21 protein-coding genes and 4 pseudogenes are annotated in these 16,167 nt (G+C 59.4%); 15 read left to right on the top strand and 10 right to left on the bottom strand.

Features of this window, described 5'->3' with window-relative positions:
* Positions 1-125 precede the first annotated feature (125 nt).
* Positions 126-1,090, bottom strand: a pseudogene (gene panC / locus NKJ20_RS16250) (pantoate--beta-alanine ligase).
* Positions 1,087-1,923 (bottom strand): 3-methyl-2-oxobutanoate hydroxymethyltransferase, encoded by an 837-nt coding sequence (gene panB / locus NKJ20_RS16245; RefSeq protein ID WP_352745293.1) that lies wholly within the window; start codon positions 1,921-1,923, stop codon positions 1,087-1,089. The pseudogene panC and the gene panB overlap by 4 nt, the downstream one beginning before the upstream one ends.
* Before the next feature lie 442 nt (positions 1,924-2,365).
* Here panB and NKJ20_RS16240 point away from each other — a divergent pair, with 442 nt between their 5' ends.
* Positions 2,366-2,557: a hypothetical protein gene (locus NKJ20_RS16240; protein ID WP_352745291.1), complete on the top strand. Its 192-nt coding sequence runs from the start codon at positions 2,366-2,368 to the stop codon at positions 2,555-2,557.
* Positions 2,558-3,548: 991 nt separating this feature from the next.
* Positions 3,549-3,734 carry an FCD domain-containing protein gene (locus NKJ20_RS16235; RefSeq protein WP_352745290.1) on the top strand — a complete coding sequence of 62 codons (186 nt, stop codon included), beginning with the start codon at positions 3,549-3,551 and terminating at the stop codon, positions 3,732-3,734.
* Between the two features lie 57 nt (positions 3,735-3,791).
* On the opposite strand, the gene NKJ20_RS16230 is transcribed toward NKJ20_RS16235, so the two are convergent.
* Both NKJ20_RS16230 and NKJ20_RS16225 read right to left on the bottom strand, forming a co-directional pair.
* Positions 3,792-4,208 carry a hypothetical protein gene (locus tag NKJ20_RS16230; RefSeq protein WP_352745288.1) on the bottom strand — a complete coding sequence of 139 codons (417 nt, stop codon included), beginning with the start codon at positions 4,206-4,208 and terminating at the stop codon, positions 3,792-3,794.
* On the bottom strand, positions 4,205-4,867 hold the full coding sequence (locus NKJ20_RS16225) for a nucleotidyltransferase domain-containing protein (RefSeq protein WP_352745286.1): 663 nt from the start codon (positions 4,865-4,867) through the stop codon (positions 4,205-4,207). Before NKJ20_RS16225 ends, NKJ20_RS16230 begins: the two co-directional genes overlap by 4 nt.
* 521 nt (positions 4,868-5,388) lie before the next feature.
* Between NKJ20_RS16225 and NKJ20_RS16220 the strand changes: the two genes are divergently transcribed.
* Positions 5,389-6,093, top strand: a complete 705-nt coding sequence (locus NKJ20_RS16220) for an SOS response-associated peptidase (RefSeq protein WP_352745461.1) — start codon at positions 5,389-5,391, stop codon at positions 6,091-6,093.
* Here the strand turns inward: NKJ20_RS16220 and NKJ20_RS16215 are convergent.
* Both NKJ20_RS16215 and NKJ20_RS16210 read right to left on the bottom strand, forming a co-directional pair.
* Positions 6,090-6,350: a hypothetical protein gene (locus NKJ20_RS16215; RefSeq protein WP_352745285.1), complete on the bottom strand. Its 261-nt coding sequence runs from the start codon at positions 6,348-6,350 to the stop codon at positions 6,090-6,092. The two genes, NKJ20_RS16220 and NKJ20_RS16215, sit on opposite strands and share 4 nt — an antisense overlap.
* Before the next feature lie 3 nt (positions 6,351-6,353).
* A complete protein-coding gene (locus NKJ20_RS16210; RefSeq protein WP_352745284.1) occupies positions 6,354-6,614 on the bottom strand; it encodes a hypothetical protein in 261 nt (86 codons plus the stop codon).
* Positions 6,615-6,748: 134 nt separating this feature from the next.
* Between NKJ20_RS16210 and NKJ20_RS16205 the strand changes: the two genes are divergently transcribed.
* The 6 genes and pseudogenes from NKJ20_RS16205 to NKJ20_RS16180 all read left to right on the top strand — a co-directional run bounded on the left by NKJ20_RS16205 (position 6,749) and on the right by NKJ20_RS16180 (position 9,047).
* Positions 6,749-6,964 carry a hypothetical protein gene (locus NKJ20_RS16205; RefSeq protein WP_352745281.1) on the top strand — a complete coding sequence of 72 codons (216 nt, stop codon included), beginning with the start codon at positions 6,749-6,751 and terminating at the stop codon, positions 6,962-6,964.
* Positions 6,939-7,148, top strand: coding sequence for a hypothetical protein (locus NKJ20_RS16200; RefSeq protein WP_352745278.1), 210 nt, complete (start codon positions 6,939-6,941; stop codon positions 7,146-7,148). Before NKJ20_RS16205 ends, NKJ20_RS16200 begins: the two co-directional genes overlap by 26 nt.
* Before the next feature lie 177 nt (positions 7,149-7,325).
* Complete coding sequence (locus tag NKJ20_RS16195) at positions 7,326-7,673, top strand: hypothetical protein (RefSeq protein WP_352745276.1); 348 nt, start codon at positions 7,326-7,328, stop codon at positions 7,671-7,673.
* Positions 7,674-7,812: 139 nt separating this feature from the next.
* Positions 7,813-8,103: a hypothetical protein gene (locus tag NKJ20_RS16190; protein ID WP_352745459.1), complete on the top strand. Its 291-nt coding sequence runs from the start codon at positions 7,813-7,815 to the stop codon at positions 8,101-8,103.
* A 372-nt stretch (positions 8,104-8,475) separates the two neighbouring features.
* Positions 8,476-8,748 (top strand): annotated as a pseudogene (locus tag NKJ20_RS16185) (type II toxin-antitoxin system RelE/ParE family toxin).
* 77 nt (positions 8,749-8,825) lie between these two features.
* A complete protein-coding gene (locus tag NKJ20_RS16180) occupies positions 8,826-9,047 on the top strand; it encodes a HigA family addiction module antitoxin (protein ID WP_352745273.1) in 222 nt (73 codons plus the stop codon).
* A gap of 210 nt (positions 9,048-9,257) precedes the next feature.
* Here NKJ20_RS16180 and NKJ20_RS16175 read toward each other — a convergent pair.
* Positions 9,258-9,719: pseudogene (locus NKJ20_RS16175) on the bottom strand (transketolase-like TK C-terminal-containing protein); the annotation flags it as partial.
* Between the two features lie 101 nt (positions 9,720-9,820).
* On the opposite strand from NKJ20_RS16175, the gene NKJ20_RS16170 reads away from it, so the two are divergent.
* From NKJ20_RS16170 to NKJ20_RS16160, 3 genes are read left to right on the top strand one after another with little or no spacing between them, the layout of a single operon-like run.
* Positions 9,821-10,075: a type II toxin-antitoxin system VapB family antitoxin gene (locus NKJ20_RS16170; RefSeq protein ID WP_352745270.1), complete on the top strand. Its 255-nt coding sequence runs from the start codon at positions 9,821-9,823 to the stop codon at positions 10,073-10,075.
* The gene (locus NKJ20_RS16165; protein WP_352745267.1) at positions 10,075-10,527 is read left to right on the top strand and encodes a type II toxin-antitoxin system VapC family toxin; all 453 of its coding nucleotides are present in this window, start codon (positions 10,075-10,077) and stop codon (positions 10,525-10,527) included. The genes NKJ20_RS16170 and NKJ20_RS16165 overlap by 1 nt, the downstream gene beginning before the upstream one ends.
* A gap of 47 nt (positions 10,528-10,574) precedes the next feature.
* Complete coding sequence (locus tag NKJ20_RS16160; protein ID WP_352745265.1) at positions 10,575-10,952, top strand: SOS response-associated peptidase family protein; 378 nt, start codon at positions 10,575-10,577, stop codon at positions 10,950-10,952.
* Positions 10,953-11,208: 256 nt separating this feature from the next.
* Here the strand turns inward: NKJ20_RS16160 and NKJ20_RS16155 are convergent, their stop codons facing one another.
* From NKJ20_RS16155 to NKJ20_RS16145, 3 genes are all read right to left on the bottom strand, one after another.
* On the bottom strand, positions 11,209-11,592 hold the full coding sequence (locus NKJ20_RS16155; RefSeq protein ID WP_352745263.1) for an isocitrate lyase/phosphoenolpyruvate mutase family protein: 384 nt from the start codon (positions 11,590-11,592) through the stop codon (positions 11,209-11,211).
* Positions 11,593-12,135: 543 nt separating this feature from the next.
* On the bottom strand, positions 12,136-12,822 hold the full coding sequence (locus NKJ20_RS16150) for a Fic family protein (RefSeq protein ID WP_352745456.1): 687 nt from the start codon (positions 12,820-12,822) through the stop codon (positions 12,136-12,138).
* Entirely contained in the window at positions 12,741-13,214 is a 474-nt protein-coding gene (locus tag NKJ20_RS16145; RefSeq protein WP_352745260.1) for a Fic/DOC family N-terminal domain-containing protein, read from the bottom strand. Before NKJ20_RS16145 ends, NKJ20_RS16150 begins: the two co-directional genes overlap by 82 nt.
* A gap of 401 nt (positions 13,215-13,615) precedes the next feature.
* Between NKJ20_RS16145 and NKJ20_RS16140 the strand changes: the two genes are divergently transcribed.
* The 3 genes and pseudogenes from NKJ20_RS16140 to adh all read left to right on the top strand — a co-directional run.
* Complete coding sequence (locus NKJ20_RS16140) at positions 13,616-14,047, top strand: potassium channel family protein (RefSeq protein ID WP_352745258.1); 432 nt, start codon at positions 13,616-13,618, stop codon at positions 14,045-14,047.
* Positions 14,048-14,208: 161 nt separating this feature from the next.
* The gene (locus NKJ20_RS16135) at positions 14,209-15,177 is read left to right on the top strand and encodes a GAF domain-containing protein (RefSeq protein ID WP_352745255.1); all 969 of its coding nucleotides are present in this window, start codon (positions 14,209-14,211) and stop codon (positions 15,175-15,177) included.
* Positions 15,178-15,315: 138 nt separating this feature from the next.
* Positions 15,316-16,167, top strand: a pseudogene (gene adh / locus NKJ20_RS16130) (aldehyde dehydrogenase); the annotation flags it as partial.

Raw genomic sequence — 16,167 nt, 5'->3', positions numbered from 1 at the left:
CCCGACATAGCAGGACGGTGATGCTCACCACCAACCGAACCGCCGAGCATCAGCGGGCATTTCCGGCGCCCTGCTGCGGTGATTCATCCAGAGGGGACGATCCAGCGCTCACAGGGCGGAGTTGGTCAGGGGTAGCGCTTGCCAGAGCCTACAAGCTCATCCTTTAATGCTGGCGTTGCGGTGTGACCGTCGGCACGGGTGAAGGCATGCCCGATTGATGGCGGCGGCTTGTCAACGAGAAGGGGAGACGGCAGTGTTCTGACGTTATCAATGAGCCGCGTTTCGCCGAGCCAGGCCGCTGCAAACAGGCGTGCCGGCCGATCCAGGCTTGCTATCGGTTGCAGATCTGCCTCGCCACGGAGTTCCAGGTACTCGACCTCGCGATAGACTGCGGACAGGATCGCTGCGCGCGCTTCGGCAAGCGTTGGCAGGACGGGAGAGCCGTTCGAGAGCCCCGACGCCGTATCGAGTAGGACCGATGCTAGCCTTGGGGCGACGGCGCGCTCTGCCGGCGAGAGCCGGACATTGCGCGACGACAAAGCGAGACCATCGGCTTCCCGGACTGTCGGACAGGGGACGACGGTGATCGGAATATCCAGGTCCCGGACCATGCGCCTGATAAGTTGAAGCTGCTGGAAGTCCTTCTCTCCGAAAAAGGCGAAATCAGCGCCGGTCTGCAGGAAGAGTTTTGCAACGACGGTCGCCACCCCATCGAAATGGCCGGGCCGGAACGCACCGCACAGGCTTTCACTGACGCCGGACACGGACACGGTCGTGGCGAAGCCGTCAGGATACATCTCAGTCGCATCCGGAACATAAAGCAGGTGGGCGCCCAGCAGCGTAAGCTTTGCAGCGTCTTCATTTTCCATGCGGGGATAGGCGGCAAGATCCGCCGCACTGTTGAACTGCTTGGGATTGACGAACAGCGTCACGATCACGCGATCGGCCTTTTGAAGCGCAGAACGAGACTCGAATGCCCTTCGTGCAAGGCTCCCATCGTAGGCACCACGGCGATATTGGCACCAGAACGGCGCCATCCCGCCACAACGGTACGAAGCTCGGCAATGGTGCGGACGATCGGCACGCTCACGCGGTTTCTCCGGCCTGCGGCGCGTCGGCGAAGAGATGTTCGGCCGCCGGAAAGCGCCCTCCCCGCACATCAGCCGCGTAAGCCGTAATGGCAGCTTCGGCCTCTGAGCCCAGTTCGGCATAGCGCTTGACGAATTTCGGACGAAAACCGGTGAACATGCCCAGAATATCGTCGACGACCAGAACCTGGCCGTCGCAGGCGGCGGAGGCGCCGATCCCGATGGTTGGAATCGTAACCTCCTCGGTTATTCTTCGTGCGAGCGGCTCGGCCACTTTTTCCAGCACAACGGAGAATGAGCCGGATTCGGCAACAGCAACAGCGTCCCGCAAAATCCTGTCGCCGTCTCTGCCCCTGCCCTGGACCTTGTAGCCGCCAAGCACATTGATCGCTTGCGGTGTCAGCCCGACATGGCTCATGACGGGGATGCCGCGGGCAACGAGAAAGCGGATCGTGTCAGCCATGCTCTCGCCGCCCTCCAGCTTGACCGCGGCGCATCCGGTCTCCGCCATCAGCCGGGCGGCGTTGCGAAAGGCCTGTTCGCAGCCCTCCTCATAGGAGCCGAACGGCATGTCGACGACCATCAGCGCTCGTTCAAGACCGCGGCGCACGGCCTTGCCGTGCATGATCATCATCTCCAGCGTAACCCCGAGGGTTGACGTCAGGCCGTGAAGCACCATGCCGACGCTGTCGCCGACCAGGACCACGTCGCAATGCCTATCGGCGAGGCGCGCAACGGGCGTTGTATACGCTGTTAAGCAGACAATCGGCTTCTTGTGCTTTCGGGCCGCAATGTCCGACGGCGTCAGCGCCTTTGTCTCAACCGCCACACTCATGGGCACATTCCCTCGGGTCAAGTTCCAGCGGTGACGGTTTTGCATAGTTCTGTGCAGGTGCGAAGGCCAAAACCGCACTGCATCAGAAAAGTTTGTGCGTCGCGAAGCAGGCTCTCGGCAAAGCAAATACAGAGGGCCAGCGTTCCTCTGCTTCGGTGCGCCACAACCGTGTTGCTGATCGGCTGAGCAATCGGGCTCCGGTCGTTTTCAACTCGAACCGTTTAACTGCCGCACGGCGGTTCACGCCAGAAGCGACCTTGGTTGCAAGCCTATCCGAAATGCGTTGTGACGGAAGCATGCGCCCGCACTCCAGACACTACCATTTGATTCAATATCGCTGGTTCGAATCGGTTCCGAAACAAGGTGCACGCTGGCGGCGTTGGCATTTTCCGCATATTAGCAATCCCTTGACTATCGTCAAAGCCGCTCCAGAATCATGGGCATGGCTTGGGAAATTGCGGACATCAATATCGGCGATGAGGTGGCGATCACCGTGACGGTGCTGAAGCTCCTGGACGACGGAAGAGCTAGCGTCAGCATCCCCTCCTATGGTTTTCCGCATTCGATCCCTGCTCCTAAAAAGCATCACCGACTGGACGCCTGTCCGCCGCAAAAAGATGTCGCTCACAGATGAGGCGGATTAGCGAACGCAGATCAAACCATCGATGCCGAAGACAAGTCCGCTAGGTCTGGCCGCCCTTGCTCTGGTGCGCGTGGCATCGAGGAGACCTGCCGGCCGGCGTGCTGCCGATCGAGGAGGCTGTCTTCCTGCTCTTATGGCCAAGAGCCCATGCATGAGGATGAGGCGCTTGCCACGGCTATCATTGAAACAGTTGAACGGCTAACTGCTTGCGGGACCCCAGGTGGCGCACTGTACGAAAATTACCAACTTCGTTAGCCGGGAACAAGCACTCTACATCAAACGTTTTTTTGCGCGAGACTGAACTCTCCTCCGTTCTCCAGTCTGGCTGTAAAGGCCCGCTGCTCTGCACGGGCAGCGGGCTCTGAGGGTTCGCACATGCCGCAGCGCCAGCGTACCAATCGCACCTGCCTTAGTCCTCATGATTTGGCTATTTGCCAGCGCGTTTTCGATCGGATTTGCGCAGACTAAGACCTCGACCCTTTAAGCCAACAGGGCAAAATCCTGGCGGAAACGGTAGTGGCGACTTTTCGAAATGCTCACACGGACGAGCGCGAACTGCTAAAGGCAGTCAGGTCTCATCGAGGAAATTGAGCAGCAAAATTTCACCCGACCGACAAGGTCGGGCTTGACCCATTCGGCCTTGTCCCCGGAGCAGGCCCGGGAGCTAACGAGGCCCTAACTGCCAACAAGATAGGCGTCACCGATTGCGGCGTCGCTGTGCTGACGGTCGTTTTGCGCCCTCATCATTCCGCTCTTGCATAGCAGTCCCAGTCTTCAGCCGCTGTTCCCGTAGTCTGGCCGTTTTTGCCTCCCGTGCCGTACGCTCAGTGCGATCCTTGCTTTCCTGATGAGCAGCCATGCTTCACCTACGTTTTTTGCTGGTGCCCAACCTTCGTCAAAACCCGCTGTTCCACTCCGGATCCTACCTCAGGGCTAGTACGCCTTTCATTTCTCCATCTATCGAGCCGCTGGCTCGGAAAACATGCTCAACATCATCGAGAACCTGTGGCTGCAGATCAGCTCCTATTTCAACATGCTGCACGATTCTGGAAACTATTCGACCGCCAACCAGCACCATCAGCAGATGTTTGCAGCGCTGCGAGACCGCAATACGGAAGCGGTCCGCGCGCGGTTCGCGCCGACATCGACGCGGCTTTCACAGTGCTGATCAAACTGCTGAAGTACATTCAGGTCGCCATAAGCGACATGCCGCCTCCATTGCTGATCAGACTTCCAGTTCTTTTTCCGCCCACTCCGCGAATTTTTCCAACTTGACGAGCAAGCTCTCGGCTTCGGGTAGTGATTTTGCCCTGATTCCGTATTGAGCTTCGTCCTTCTCATCGAGGATGCTCCGCAACCTGCTGGCCTGCGCTGCAGGAAGGCGATTTCCAAGCGCATCGCGCATGGTTTTCACCACGGCCGCATGATCCGCGCGGTTGATCTTTCCTGCAAATCGGGCAGTGAGCGCATCGGCGTATGCTATTGCCGCATTCACGATCTGCGACATAGCCGGATTTCCGATGTCACCCGTTTCAGACATTGCCACCTCCAAACGGGCAGCCTTCAAATATGAGCGGGCGATGCGCAGTCGCCCCTCGCCAAAGCCTGTCTCGACTGCTTTCGTCGCACCTCTTCTGATCATGCCAACGCCTTCTGGCGAGTTTTTGTTGCGAGTTCGTCCGGGCGTGGACCCAAGACGAGCAGGGCATTAGCTTCAACCCCGCCCCACCACGGGTCTCGCGTGCTCGACAGCCTTGCCACATCCTGCGGAGTGAGTCCCACGACCGAGGGATTGAAGCCAAGCTTTTGACCTTGGGTCACCAGTGCCTCACGGATTTCTTGGAGCGCGCTTTCTAGCTTTTCGGATGGCGTAACCACTGCGATGTCGAGATCGCTGTCTGGACGGTCCTCGCCCCTCGCCACGCTGCCGTAAATCCAGGCTGCGAGTACGTTCGGCCGAACTGCGGAAACCGCCTCAGTGACTACAGCGCGAATGTTGGAATACCGAAGCGCCTCCTGCTCAAAGAGGGCTTCCAGTGATGTCGCCAGTGGATGGCGATCATTCAACCGATAAAGACGAGCCCTGCCCGTTCCCTCTGAAGATACGATGCCAATCCCCTCCAAGGTTGCGAGAGCAGACCATACGCTTGCCCTCGCAAGCCCACTACGAGCCGCAAGCAATGGCGAAGAAAGCAAGCCGCCGTGCCGGGATAATTCCCGGAGCAATCTTACGCTTGCGTCGGTGCCGAGCATAATGGTGAGTGGATAGCGCAAAGCGCTTTGAGCGGTCGAGCGTGCCATCGCGTAAGTTCCTTCTGCTCTCGCAGCCATAGCACATCGATTGCCGGATATCAAATCTGATGTTTCGTTTTCTAAACAAATGTCCTGTTATCTGAGTCTTGGCGGTTGCTGCGCCGCTGTCACGAATATATCCGAGCGATGTTGATCGTCTCGAGCGACGGCGAAAGCCGGGCTTGATCCCTACGCAAGAATATCGCGCATCTAAGATGCGCGAAATTCCCAGACATCTGACCGCAGGCCTGAATTATCGCGCATCTGTAATGCGCGATAATTCTGTGCCGCGCCTCGCAAGCGCACCCCATCTGCGCGCTGAACCAGCGGAGCGGGTTCAGCTCGTCCAGGGTGTGTTTGTCGATTCGCAGCGGCCGACCTTGCACATACGGTAGTTGCCCGCAGCGAGTGTGAGCTTTGCCAAAGCAGGCCTTGCTAAACTTCTGCTAGTCCATTTCAGGGGAATGGAGGCCGTGCCTATTGCCCTGTCGACGTTGCGACACGGCAGCGATTGGGGCACATTCCAAGCCATGTGCAATCTCTACAACATCACGACCAGCCAGGAGGCCATCCGTCAGTGGACCCGCGCCTTGCGCGACATCCTCGGCAATCTCGAACCCTCCATCGACATCTATCCCAACCAGCCCGGCCCGGTGGTGCGCAATGCGCCGGACGGCGAACGCGAATTGGCCAATCTGCTGTGGGGCATGCCGACGCCACTGGAGCGGGTGAAGGGCAATGCCGACTATGGCACCACCAATATCCGCAATCCGCAATACGGCCATTGGCAGCAATATCTCGGCATTGAGAACCGCTGCGTGGTGCCCGTCACCAGCTTTGCCGAGCCCAGCCCGACGCCCGGCGACAAGGACCCCGAGACCGGCATTCAGCGCAACTACTGGTTTGCACTCGGCGAGGACCGCCCGCTATTCTTCTTTGCCGGCCTGTGGACGCGCTGGCATGGCCTTCGCAAGGTCAAGGACGGCCCCGCCGATCACCAGGTCTATGGCTTCATGACGACCCAGCCCAACACGCTGATCGCGCCGATCCACGAAAAGGCAATGCCGGTGATCCTGACCACGCCGGAAGAAACCGAGACCTGGCTGACGGCGCCATGGTCCGAGGCAAGGCACCTGCAGCGCACGGCGCCCGATGATGCGCTGGTGATCGTCGACAAGCCGGCGACACAGATCAAGTTTCCGCAGCAGGCGCCGGCGCAAGGCTCGTTGTTTTAGCGCTTGAATTTCTGCAGCACCCAGATGTAGCCCTTGGGCGGATGGTCCTGGTCGATGAACTGCGTCTTCATCGTCGTGTCCTTGCGGCGGCATCGTTTGCACCTGAACCTGATCGCTTCCAGCGGCTTGCTCCAGCCCACCACCTGGGCCACGTCATTCGCCCTGAAGCGTCCGACATGGTAGCAGTGGCCGCACTCCACGATGAGCAGCATGTTGGCCTTGGCGGCACGCCCAACGCTGTCCATCGGCCCGGCCATGGCTCATTTCCGGGTCGAGTAACCCTCGGGGAGGGGAAGCAGGCCAAGCTCCGCCATCCGGTAATCGGGCTCCTTCTCCGCTACGCTGGCCAGCACCTCGTGCAATTTCTCGACAAGCCCGCAAAGCTGCCAGAACAGCTCGCCATGCGCCTTCAGATGCAGCTGCGACGACAGCACCGTCTTGCGCAGGCTCAAAGCGTCCCTGATGATCGCCTCCGCATCCCTCGCCGACAGCCTGTCAAACCGGCTTTTTCGTCTGCCCATCGCGGCTCTCCTCGATTTGTGAGCACCGCCCCGCCTACTGACAAATAGGAAGGCATTCCTCGCAGAGTCAATTCGCTCTTGACATTTTTGTTCCGTTTTTGTTCACTTAGCAAAGGAGGTTTGGAGCAACGGCCATGGACCACATTGTGAGACTGGACAGCCGCCAGGAGGCTGCGCTGCAGGCGATCGCCGACAGATTCATAGCCCAGCACAAAGGCGACGCGGTGAAGGCGCTCAAGGAAATGATCGTCCTCAATGGCCACCTCCAGGACCGTCTTGACGAACTCTCGGCTCCGCGACGGGCAAACATCAGGAGGAACGACAATGGGCACTATTCGCCTAGACGCTGAAGCCAGAGCTGAACTTCATTCTGAGGCGGTCAAGCTCATCGCCCGATACGACAGCCCGCTTGAGACCGTAAAGGCGCTCATGGCTTATAACTGCGAGCTTGAGACTCAAATTCTGGCCCTCGCTCACCGGCATCCCGGACTGGTGGCGCTCGGTTACGACGACACGCCGCCAATCTTGGGATGAGCCATGACCGTCGGAACGGCCCTCATGCCGCCGGACGGGTATGGTGATGACGGCGAGTGACTCAGCAGGTTCGAGATGCAACGAGCCCGGACGATTCGCGACAAGTATGCCAACCGGGGCCGAGCCAGCCGGTGACGCCAGCTCGCTTCTCTTCAGCATGACCGGGTCGAGTTGACCATGCAGGATCTTATCAGCTTTTTGGAAGCCAACTCCGCGCTGATGCTGGCCAACCCGGCCGCCTTTGCCAGTCTTGCGGTTCTTTTCGGAGGAGGCGGATTTGCGGTCGGCCGCTATTTGTTGACCGAGCGTCTGGCCAATCTGGAAAGCCGCATTGCCAGGCGTGACGAGGAAATTGCTGAGCTGAAGACTGGGAAGAAAATGCAAGATGACGAGCCGCCAATGGTGCCTATAGTCGGCACTGCTGCAATAGGTCCAATCATTCGAAGCGACCCGGTAGCTCTGGCCATCGGACGAGCCCAACGCACCGGCCCGGCAACCACAAATGGAAGACGACGAGCATACTGAAGGCCAGCCGTCCTCTCTGCAAAGAAGCGCGGAAAATGATTGTTTACTGCCTTCGACCCACGATAGCCGCAGCCTTGGCCAATCACTATCCAACTGAATACCAGGGCGAAGGCCAGATGCCATGCACCGAGTGACACCAATGACTCGCCGATCTGTTGCTGAAGATCTCGAAAGCGCAGCTCAGCGCATAGCCGAAATGTCTCGCGCGAACTTGCAGATCCTTCTGCGTCGCGCTGCTTTGATGCTCCGAAACGTCGGTGGCGTGCCGCTGGAGCCCGCGACCGCAGATGCACTCGATTCCATAGCGGCCGAGATGAAAATCGGCAGGCCAGACCTTATCCAGATCATCTTGGGACAATGGCTGGAAACGAATGCCTATCTGCCGGTTCGGACGATTGACGAGGAAAGCGAGACGGACGGGAGCGCGTAGTTATCCTCAGCTAACCTCGACGCCTGATCGCTGAGCGATTTTCCGTGTCTTTCGAAGTGTCCTGTTCAAAGCGACCGAGAAGGGGAACGCGCAAGCTTCGTTCCCGTCCACATAGGAAGCGAAAACGCGAACGAGGCGGACAAGGACAATCTGAGCGGTGTCGTCATCCTGGTTCCCTTGAAAGCCGAAGCGGCGTCGTGAAAGGGTGGCGAAATTTTGTGCTCGCGTTCGACTATCAAGTTGAAATCGGCAATTGGCGTCCGGCCCAAAGCCAGAAGGCGCCCTGCCCGCGGCGATCCGGTGAATCAGTCTGTTGGGAATGAGCCAAGTCGTTTCGGTATCATGCGATGATGCGTTTGCTGGAGGCAGCAGTTGATACGTTCGTTCAAAGACAGAGCCAGCAAGGCCGTTTCGGAAGGCAAAGCACCGAAGGGTTTCCCGTCGGACCTCGTCCGTCCACTCAGCGGAAGCTGTTCATGATCGACAACGCTGCTGAATTGGCGGACCTCAAGACGCCGCCAGGTTGAGGCGCTGAAAGGCAATCGTGCCGGTAAGCATTCGATCCACATCAATGATCAATTCCGTGTCTGCTTTCGGTGGGTAGATGGGGCGGCAGAGGATATTGAAATCACCGACTATCACTGAGGATATCGTGACCGCCCATGCCCTAACGCAAACAACCTACGCAAACCAACGCATCGCTCACTGCCAGGAGCTTCACAATGTTGAACCTCGACACCCCGATCCATCCAGGAGAAATCCTTCGCGAGGAATATCTCGCACCGCCTGGCCTGAAGCCCTATACGCTGGCGAAGAAGCTGCATGTACCGCGCACCCGCATTGAGCGCTTGACGCACGAGGCGACCCCGATCACTCCGGATACTGCTCTGCGCCTGGCCAAGTTCTTCGGCACCACGCAGATGAACATTGCAGGCCAGCTATGATCTCGCGGTCGAAGGCAGAGCGAAGCAGGCCGAGATTGCTGAGATCGAACAGCTCGAAGTCGCGGGCTGAACAGTTTTGCTATCGCGGCACCCGACTGGTGACATAGCGGCATAGAACCGACATGGCGGCGCAGAGCCATCTGGGCGAGGCCGCATCTTAGACACAATATTCGCCTTCCGGTCCGCAACAGCCGTGAATGACATCATCGGTCAATCCAGCGCGCGCAGATAGCGGATGGGGCGCCCACCAGCAATCCGCTCAGCGGCTGTGGCTATGGATTGGCGTCGATGCCGAAGTGGCGGTAAAGATCACCGATTGTCCCCGACTGGCCAAAGTGCTCGACGCCGAGACTACGCGTGCGGTGGCCGTAGATTGAGCCCAGCCAGCCGTGTGCCGCTGGGTGGCCGTCTGCGACGGTGACGATCGCACAATGGGCTGGAAGGTCGGCGAACAGCCTTTCGACATGGCTTCTGGCATGAACAAGGCCGCTCACGTGCGCGACTTGCCGCCGTCCAGCCTGCGTTCAACCGGTCGGCCGAGGTCACCGCCAAAAGACCGACGTCGCGACGATCCTCCGCCATCATACCCACCGCCTCGATGGCTTCCGGCGCGACGGCTCCTGTATAGGCGACGATCACCTCGGGATTCGGACCCGGACGCCGCAGCCAATAGCCGCAGCGTCGAATAGTACGCCGCCCCGCGCCGTAGCGACCGAGCATTGAAAAAAGCTACACAATAGCGTAATGATGGATACGCGATTGGAGCTACACATATGACCTTGAACATCCGAAACGATGAAGCTGACAAATTGGCGCGGGAGCTTGCCCGCCTCGACCGCACCAATATCACCGAAGCGGTGATATCCGCTCTCCGTGAGACAATCCGAAACCGGATGCAAAAGGAGCGGCCGCGCGAGACTGCAAAGAAGATTCTGGCAAAACATGGCCTGTCATTCCAACCTGATCGAAAGCCGGTCCCACAAGAAGCCTATCACGACCTGGATCACGATCTGCAGGGCGACGAATAATGTTCGTGGATGCCTGTGCCATCGTGTCGATGATGGCTGGCGAGGACACGGCCGATAGCTATGAAGCCGCCTTGCTGGAAGCGCCCTCCCCCCTCACATCGACGCTCGCCGCGTGGGAGGCGATTATTGTTCTATCCCGGCCGGACCAGCTGAATTGCCCGTACAGCGCCGCCGAGGCGGTCGTGGTCGAATGGCTGGAAGCCAGAAGAATCGCGCTTCGCGAGCCAGGATCGCCGCTGCGGGTACTGTCCTATGCCGTCGCGGTTGCCGAAAAACAGGGAATTGGCAAACGCTACCTCAGCAATTTCGATTGCTTTCACTACGCCTATGCCAAGACGATGCGCGCGCCGCTGCTGACGCTCGACGGGCTCTTGTGCGAAACCGACGTGAAGACCCTGCCACAACGGCGCTTTCCGCGGAAAAAAAGCCGTAGCCGGAACGCGCCCCCATAGGGCGCTGTGTGTATGCCATTGCGATGAAGTCGGGGGAGCCGTTCGCCTTGGCGGCGCTCTGGGAGAATTGGCGCGACCCCGCTATCGGCGGCAACATCCGCTTCACGGTGCTGACCTGTGAGCCGAATCCGCTCATGGCGACGTTCCACAACCGTGTGCCGGTCATACTGGCGCCCGAAGAATACATGATTTGGCTGACGGACCCCGAACCGGAACATCTCATGAAGGCGTTCCCAGAAGAGCTGCGACCATGTGGAAGTTTGGCCGCGACGTCGGCAACCCGAGAAACCGCCGCCCAGTTCAACCTCGGTGCTGTCCGGAACGAATTGCAGCATGCGCTGCGCCAAGCGGCGAAGAAGCATAGGATCGGATTCAAACCGATTCGCCGAAGTATTCAGTGGAGCTCTGACCAGAGCGCAGCCTAACGTCCCACGAAGGCCCGCGACTGCATAGGCTAACTTTCTTGAATTGCGCATAATGCCTGCTCTCGACCTCGTAGCGAATCTAGAAGACAAGCTTGAGGCTACGGAGAGAGTTCCAAGTCGGAGTGGTTTCCAATTCGGTGAAGTCACCAGCCGCGATCTCCCTGGCATGTTTTCAACAGCGCTCCGGCGATTGCGCGGGCAAGCGAACCGCCGACACTTATTCGCAGTACGCCAGCCTCCGCAATCTGATCAAAGGTCAAGCCGGGTGCACCATGGCCCACGAATCGGCAATCCCTTCGGGGGTATCGGCGTATCCGTTCTCCAAATCCGCCGACACCGGAATTTCGGTCGAAGCTGCTATTTCAGCAGCGTAGGTCAAGCTTTCAGCGCGGCTGACCTCCCGCGTTCCGTCTTTCTTGCCTTTCGATAAGGCGTAGTCTGAAGATGTGGTTGCCAGCGCCTTCAGCCCAACCCCGTCATTATTGGAGCGCCGGCAATGTCCCATCGATTTGGAATGACAAAGCAGCCCGTTTTGTGAAGAGCACGAAAACATTCGACTTTTTGGGATCGACTTATCGTCAGTGGCGTTGCCTTTATCTCCCGGCGCCGCGCAATTGGAGCGGCGCTGCTGAGGAGGCAAGCAACGATGCTGCAAACCTATAGTCGCGACGTCGCGGAGATCGACAATGCGAGGCGATCGTCTCGATCACTTGCCACACTCTTGCAGCGCTCTTCCAAGTTCCTGTCGTCGTCATTCTCGTTTTGGACGGCAAAGTGGTTTCCGTCGAGAAAGTGGGCAACGTAGCACTCCAGGAAGCAGAGATCGAGGCGGCTCAATCGTCGCTGGCAACGGGACTTGTCGTGAGCGCCGGAGTCTATCCGGCGTTGACCTCCCGCTTTGACTTTTGACCCGTGAAAACAACGGCAGGAGGTCCCCGCGCCGCGATCGGGCTCGCATTCGAACGCCCGCCGGTTCCACCCAGATGCGCTCGCCGAACACGTCTGGAAGGGCACGCTGGCCCAATACGGCGGCCGTCTGCACCACCAGGATAACGGGAAGACCGAGGTTATCGTCTTCGACTATGTTGATGAGATGGTCCCAGTGCTGGCGCGCATGGCAGCAAAACGGCGAACGGGATATCGGACGCTCGGCTATAGGGTTGAGTGATCCGCCGCCGGCCGCTCATCGGCTGAAGTCCAGTTCCGTTCCGGTTCGCAGACGTTCCATATAGGCGCGATAGGCGAAACTGCGGTCGCGCTTCTTTCCCGTCGTTTCCACGAGGATACCGATTTCGGCCAGCACCTCGATGGCGCGGGCTGCGGTCGGCTTGCTCGTGTCGAGCAGCTTCATCGCCGATGCGACGGTCACGATCGGATGCCGCGGAAGCCGCTCGAACAATCGAAGAGCTGAAACGGATACGGATTCGACACCGAGCAGCCGCGTGCGATCCGCGCTGACGAGGTTGAACAATTCACGCGCCGAGCCGACAGCTTCATCGGCGATCGTGGCGATGCCATCGAGAAAAAAATCGATCCAGCCCTCCCAGTCGCCCTCTAGCCGCACGAGATTGAGGCGCCGGTAGTATTCCTCGCGATGACGCTTGAAGAAGAGGCTGAGATAGAGAAGCGGAGCCCTCAAGAGTCCCCAGTGTTCCAGCAGGAGGGCGATCATCAGGCGCCCGATCCGCCCATTGCCATCGAGATAGGGGTGAATGGTTTCGAACTGGGCATGCAAGAGACCCGTCCGCACGAGCTTCGGCAGCTGGTCGTCGGCGTGGATGTATTTCTCTAAAGAGCTGAGAAGCTGAGGGAGTTTCTCGGAAGGCGGCGGAACATAAGCCGCGTTCCGGGACGGCTTCCGCCAATCCAGTTCTGGCTGCGGCGGATTTCTCCGGGCTGCCTGCTTCCGCCGCGCACGCCGCGCATCAACCGCTTGTGTGCTTCGTTCAAGAGCCGCAGGGAAAGCGGCAGACCATGCTTCGACGCGAGCTGGTTGCGCGCGTAGGCAAGGGCGTCGAGGTATTTTGTCACCTCCTCGACATCGGCGTTGGGTTGGGGCTGTTCCTCGGCTTCAAAAGCGAGAAGGTCGACGAGCGATGCTTGCGTGCCCTCGATCTGAGACGAGATCACCGCTTCCTTGCGCACGAAGGCGTAGATGAACCAGTCGAGCGAAGGCACCATCTCGCCCGCCAGATCGAGTCGGACAAGCGCCTGCTCGGCTTGCCCAAGGCGGCGTTTGAGCTTGGCGTCGATGACAAGCACCGGCCGCACCGGCGGCAGATCGAAGGGGACGAAAGCACCAACCTTCTCGCCGCCTGCGGTCACGCTTTCGTACCGGCCTGTTGTGCGCTTCGGCATGACTTGGCGGCTCAACCCGGGGGGACGACGTTGTTCCAACGGCCGGACGCAAGGAACGCTTATGTTCTCTGTCGGCCACGCTGAGAACGAACTCTTTACTAGTCAGAGTTCTTAGTCAATAGATTGTTCCTAGTGGTTTCCGCCTGATAAGAGTCCCGGGTGGGATTCCCTTTTGCCTGTGCGCATGCGAATCTGGCGCATGCGCACTGGAATATCTCTCACCGTCTCGCCTTCTGATCATCGGCGCCTGGCTGGTCAGCGACCGCAACGCAACAGTGTCGTGATTCCGACCTGTAGGGTCACCCATGGTTCTAAATCTGCTCATCGGCACGATCGTCATAAGCCTGACGGTGCTGGTTCATACCTTTGGCCTTATCGCCGTCACACATGCGATGGGATATCTTATCTCCCGCTTTCGCATGCACGGGCGCCGCAGCCGTATCATGGCGATGATCAGCGTGGTGATGGGTCTCCTTGCCGGCATGACCGCGGAGGTGTGGCTCTGGGCCGGGCTATACCGGTTGCTTGATATCTTCGCCGATTGCGAAACGGCGTTGTACTTTTCCACCATCACCTTCTCGACGGTCGGCTATGGCGACATCGTGCCAGCTCATGCGTGGCGTGTCCTGGCGGCGCTGGAGGGCGTGAACGGGTTCTTGCTCATCGGCTGGTCGACCGCCTACCTGATCGCAGCCGGGACCCGTATCGGACCGTTCAAGGCCGGTGAGCATTTCTGACCAATCAATGCGCAGACTTGCTCCCGATCAATGATTGCGTGGCATTCTGTTGGTAGGCTTTCTGGATGGGTGCTTAGGCAAGAGAGGTTTGCCTTCTGCTTCTTTCGGCGAATTGACTATGTGCTGATCGGAGGAAAGAAATCAGTTTCGGGAGGATAAGTATGGGCGAAGATCTATACGGCCATCATGCTGACCGCATTCAAGCGGCGATCGCCTCGGACGCTGCGGCGACGTCGGCGTTGGTTGCGTCCTGGCGCCGGTCTTCCAATTTGCATCGGCTCGATCCAGCTGACCGCAGCCCTCCACATTATCTGACAGAGGCCGAACTGGGGCAGGCCCGGCTACGCATCGAACCTCTCGTCAACGCCGCGCAATCAAGTCTCGATCGTCTCTATCTTGCGGTAGGCGGCGTCGGATGCTGTGTCCTACTCGCCGATCGTGACGGCGTGCCGATCGAACGGCGCGGCGCGCCCGTCGACGACAAGACGTTTCATTCCTGGGGTTTGTGGACTGGTTCGGTCTGGAATGAGGAAAGCCAGGGCACCAACGGAATTGGCACCTGTCTTGTCGAAGGGCGCGCGCTGACAATTCACCGTGACCAACATTTCCATACGCGCAACACCCTACTCAGTTGCACCACCGCCCCGATCCACGATCATGAGGGGAATCTTATGGCTGCTCTTGACGTGTCTTCCTGCCGGGCTGACCTGATCGAGGCCTTCGCCAATCTCATTTCGATCGCCGTGATCGACGCGGCGCGCCGGATCGAGGCGGAGAACTTCAAGATGGCATTCCCGAAGGCGCGAATTCTGCTGGCGCCGGTGAGCGACAAAGGCTCCGGCGCGCTCATCGCCGTCGATGCCGACGAGCTCGTGGTCGGCGCGACCCGTTCGGCCCGCCTGGCACTTGGCATTACGCAGCAGTGCCTCGACAAACCGATGCCCGCCGCCGATCTGCTCGGTTGGGCTGAGAGTGACTCCAAAATTCTCGCTGAGGCAGAACGCGCAGCTCTACAGCGAGCGCTGGCACGGGCGGACGGAAATGTCTCCGCAGCGGCTCAGGCACTTGGGATTAGCCGCGCGACGCTTCACCGCAAGCTCAACCGGCTTGATGTTCACCGGACGCACTGACCTTTCGATCTGACTGTCGCAATTCTGCGACACATCGTCCCCGACCACTGTGACCGGTACGGTGACAACCACAGGCGGAAATCGCAAGTCTCTTCCGAAGCGTCGCATCCCGCGACGTCAGCTTTGGGAGGAATACGCATGAACAAGGTTGAATTCTCACGCTCGGTCAAAGCACCCTTCGACAAGCGCTACGGCAATTTCATCGGCGGCAAATGGGCCGAGCCCCGCTCCGGCCGCTACTTCGAGAACTTCTCGCCGGTGAACGGTCAGCTACTTTGCGAGGTGGCGCGCTCGGATGCCCAGGACATCGAGGTGGCCCTGGACGCGGCACATGCCGCCAAGGACGCCTGGGGGCGCACCAGCGTTGCTGAGCGGTCACTCATCCTCAACCGCATCGCCGACCGCATGGAGGAGAACCTCGATCTTCTCGCATGCGCTGAAACATGGGACAATGGCAAGCCGATCCGTGAAACAACCGCCGCCGACCTGCCCTTGGCCATCGACCATTTCCGCTATTTTGCCGGCGCCGTGCGCGGCCAGGAAGGGAGCCTTTCCCAGATCGACGACGACACCGTCGCCTATCATTTCCATGAGCCGCTCGGTGTGGTCGGCCAGATCATCCCCTGGAACTTTCCGCTGCTGATGGCATGCTGGAAGCTTGCTCCCGCGCTTGCCGTGGGAAACTGCGTCGTGCTGAAGCCTGCCGAGCAGACCCCGGCTGCCATCCTGCTGTGGGCCGACCTTATTGGCGATCTGCTGCCGCCGGGTGTGCTCAACATTGTCAACGGCTTCGGCCTCGAAGCCGGTAAGCCGCTCGCGTCGTCGCCGCGCATTGCCAAGATCGCCTTTACCGGCGAGACCACGACGGGCCGGCTGATCATGCAATATGCCAGCCAGAACCTTACCCCCGTAACACTGGAATTGGGCGGCAAATCGCCAAACATCTTCTTCAAGGATGTTGTCGCCGAGGATGACGATTTCTTCGACAAG

The organism is Mesorhizobium sp. M0185, from assembly GCF_040322175.1.
Lineage (GTDB): Bacteria > Pseudomonadota > Alphaproteobacteria > Rhizobiales > Rhizobiaceae > Mesorhizobium.
This window is presented reverse-complemented; position numbering and strand designations above follow the sequence as displayed.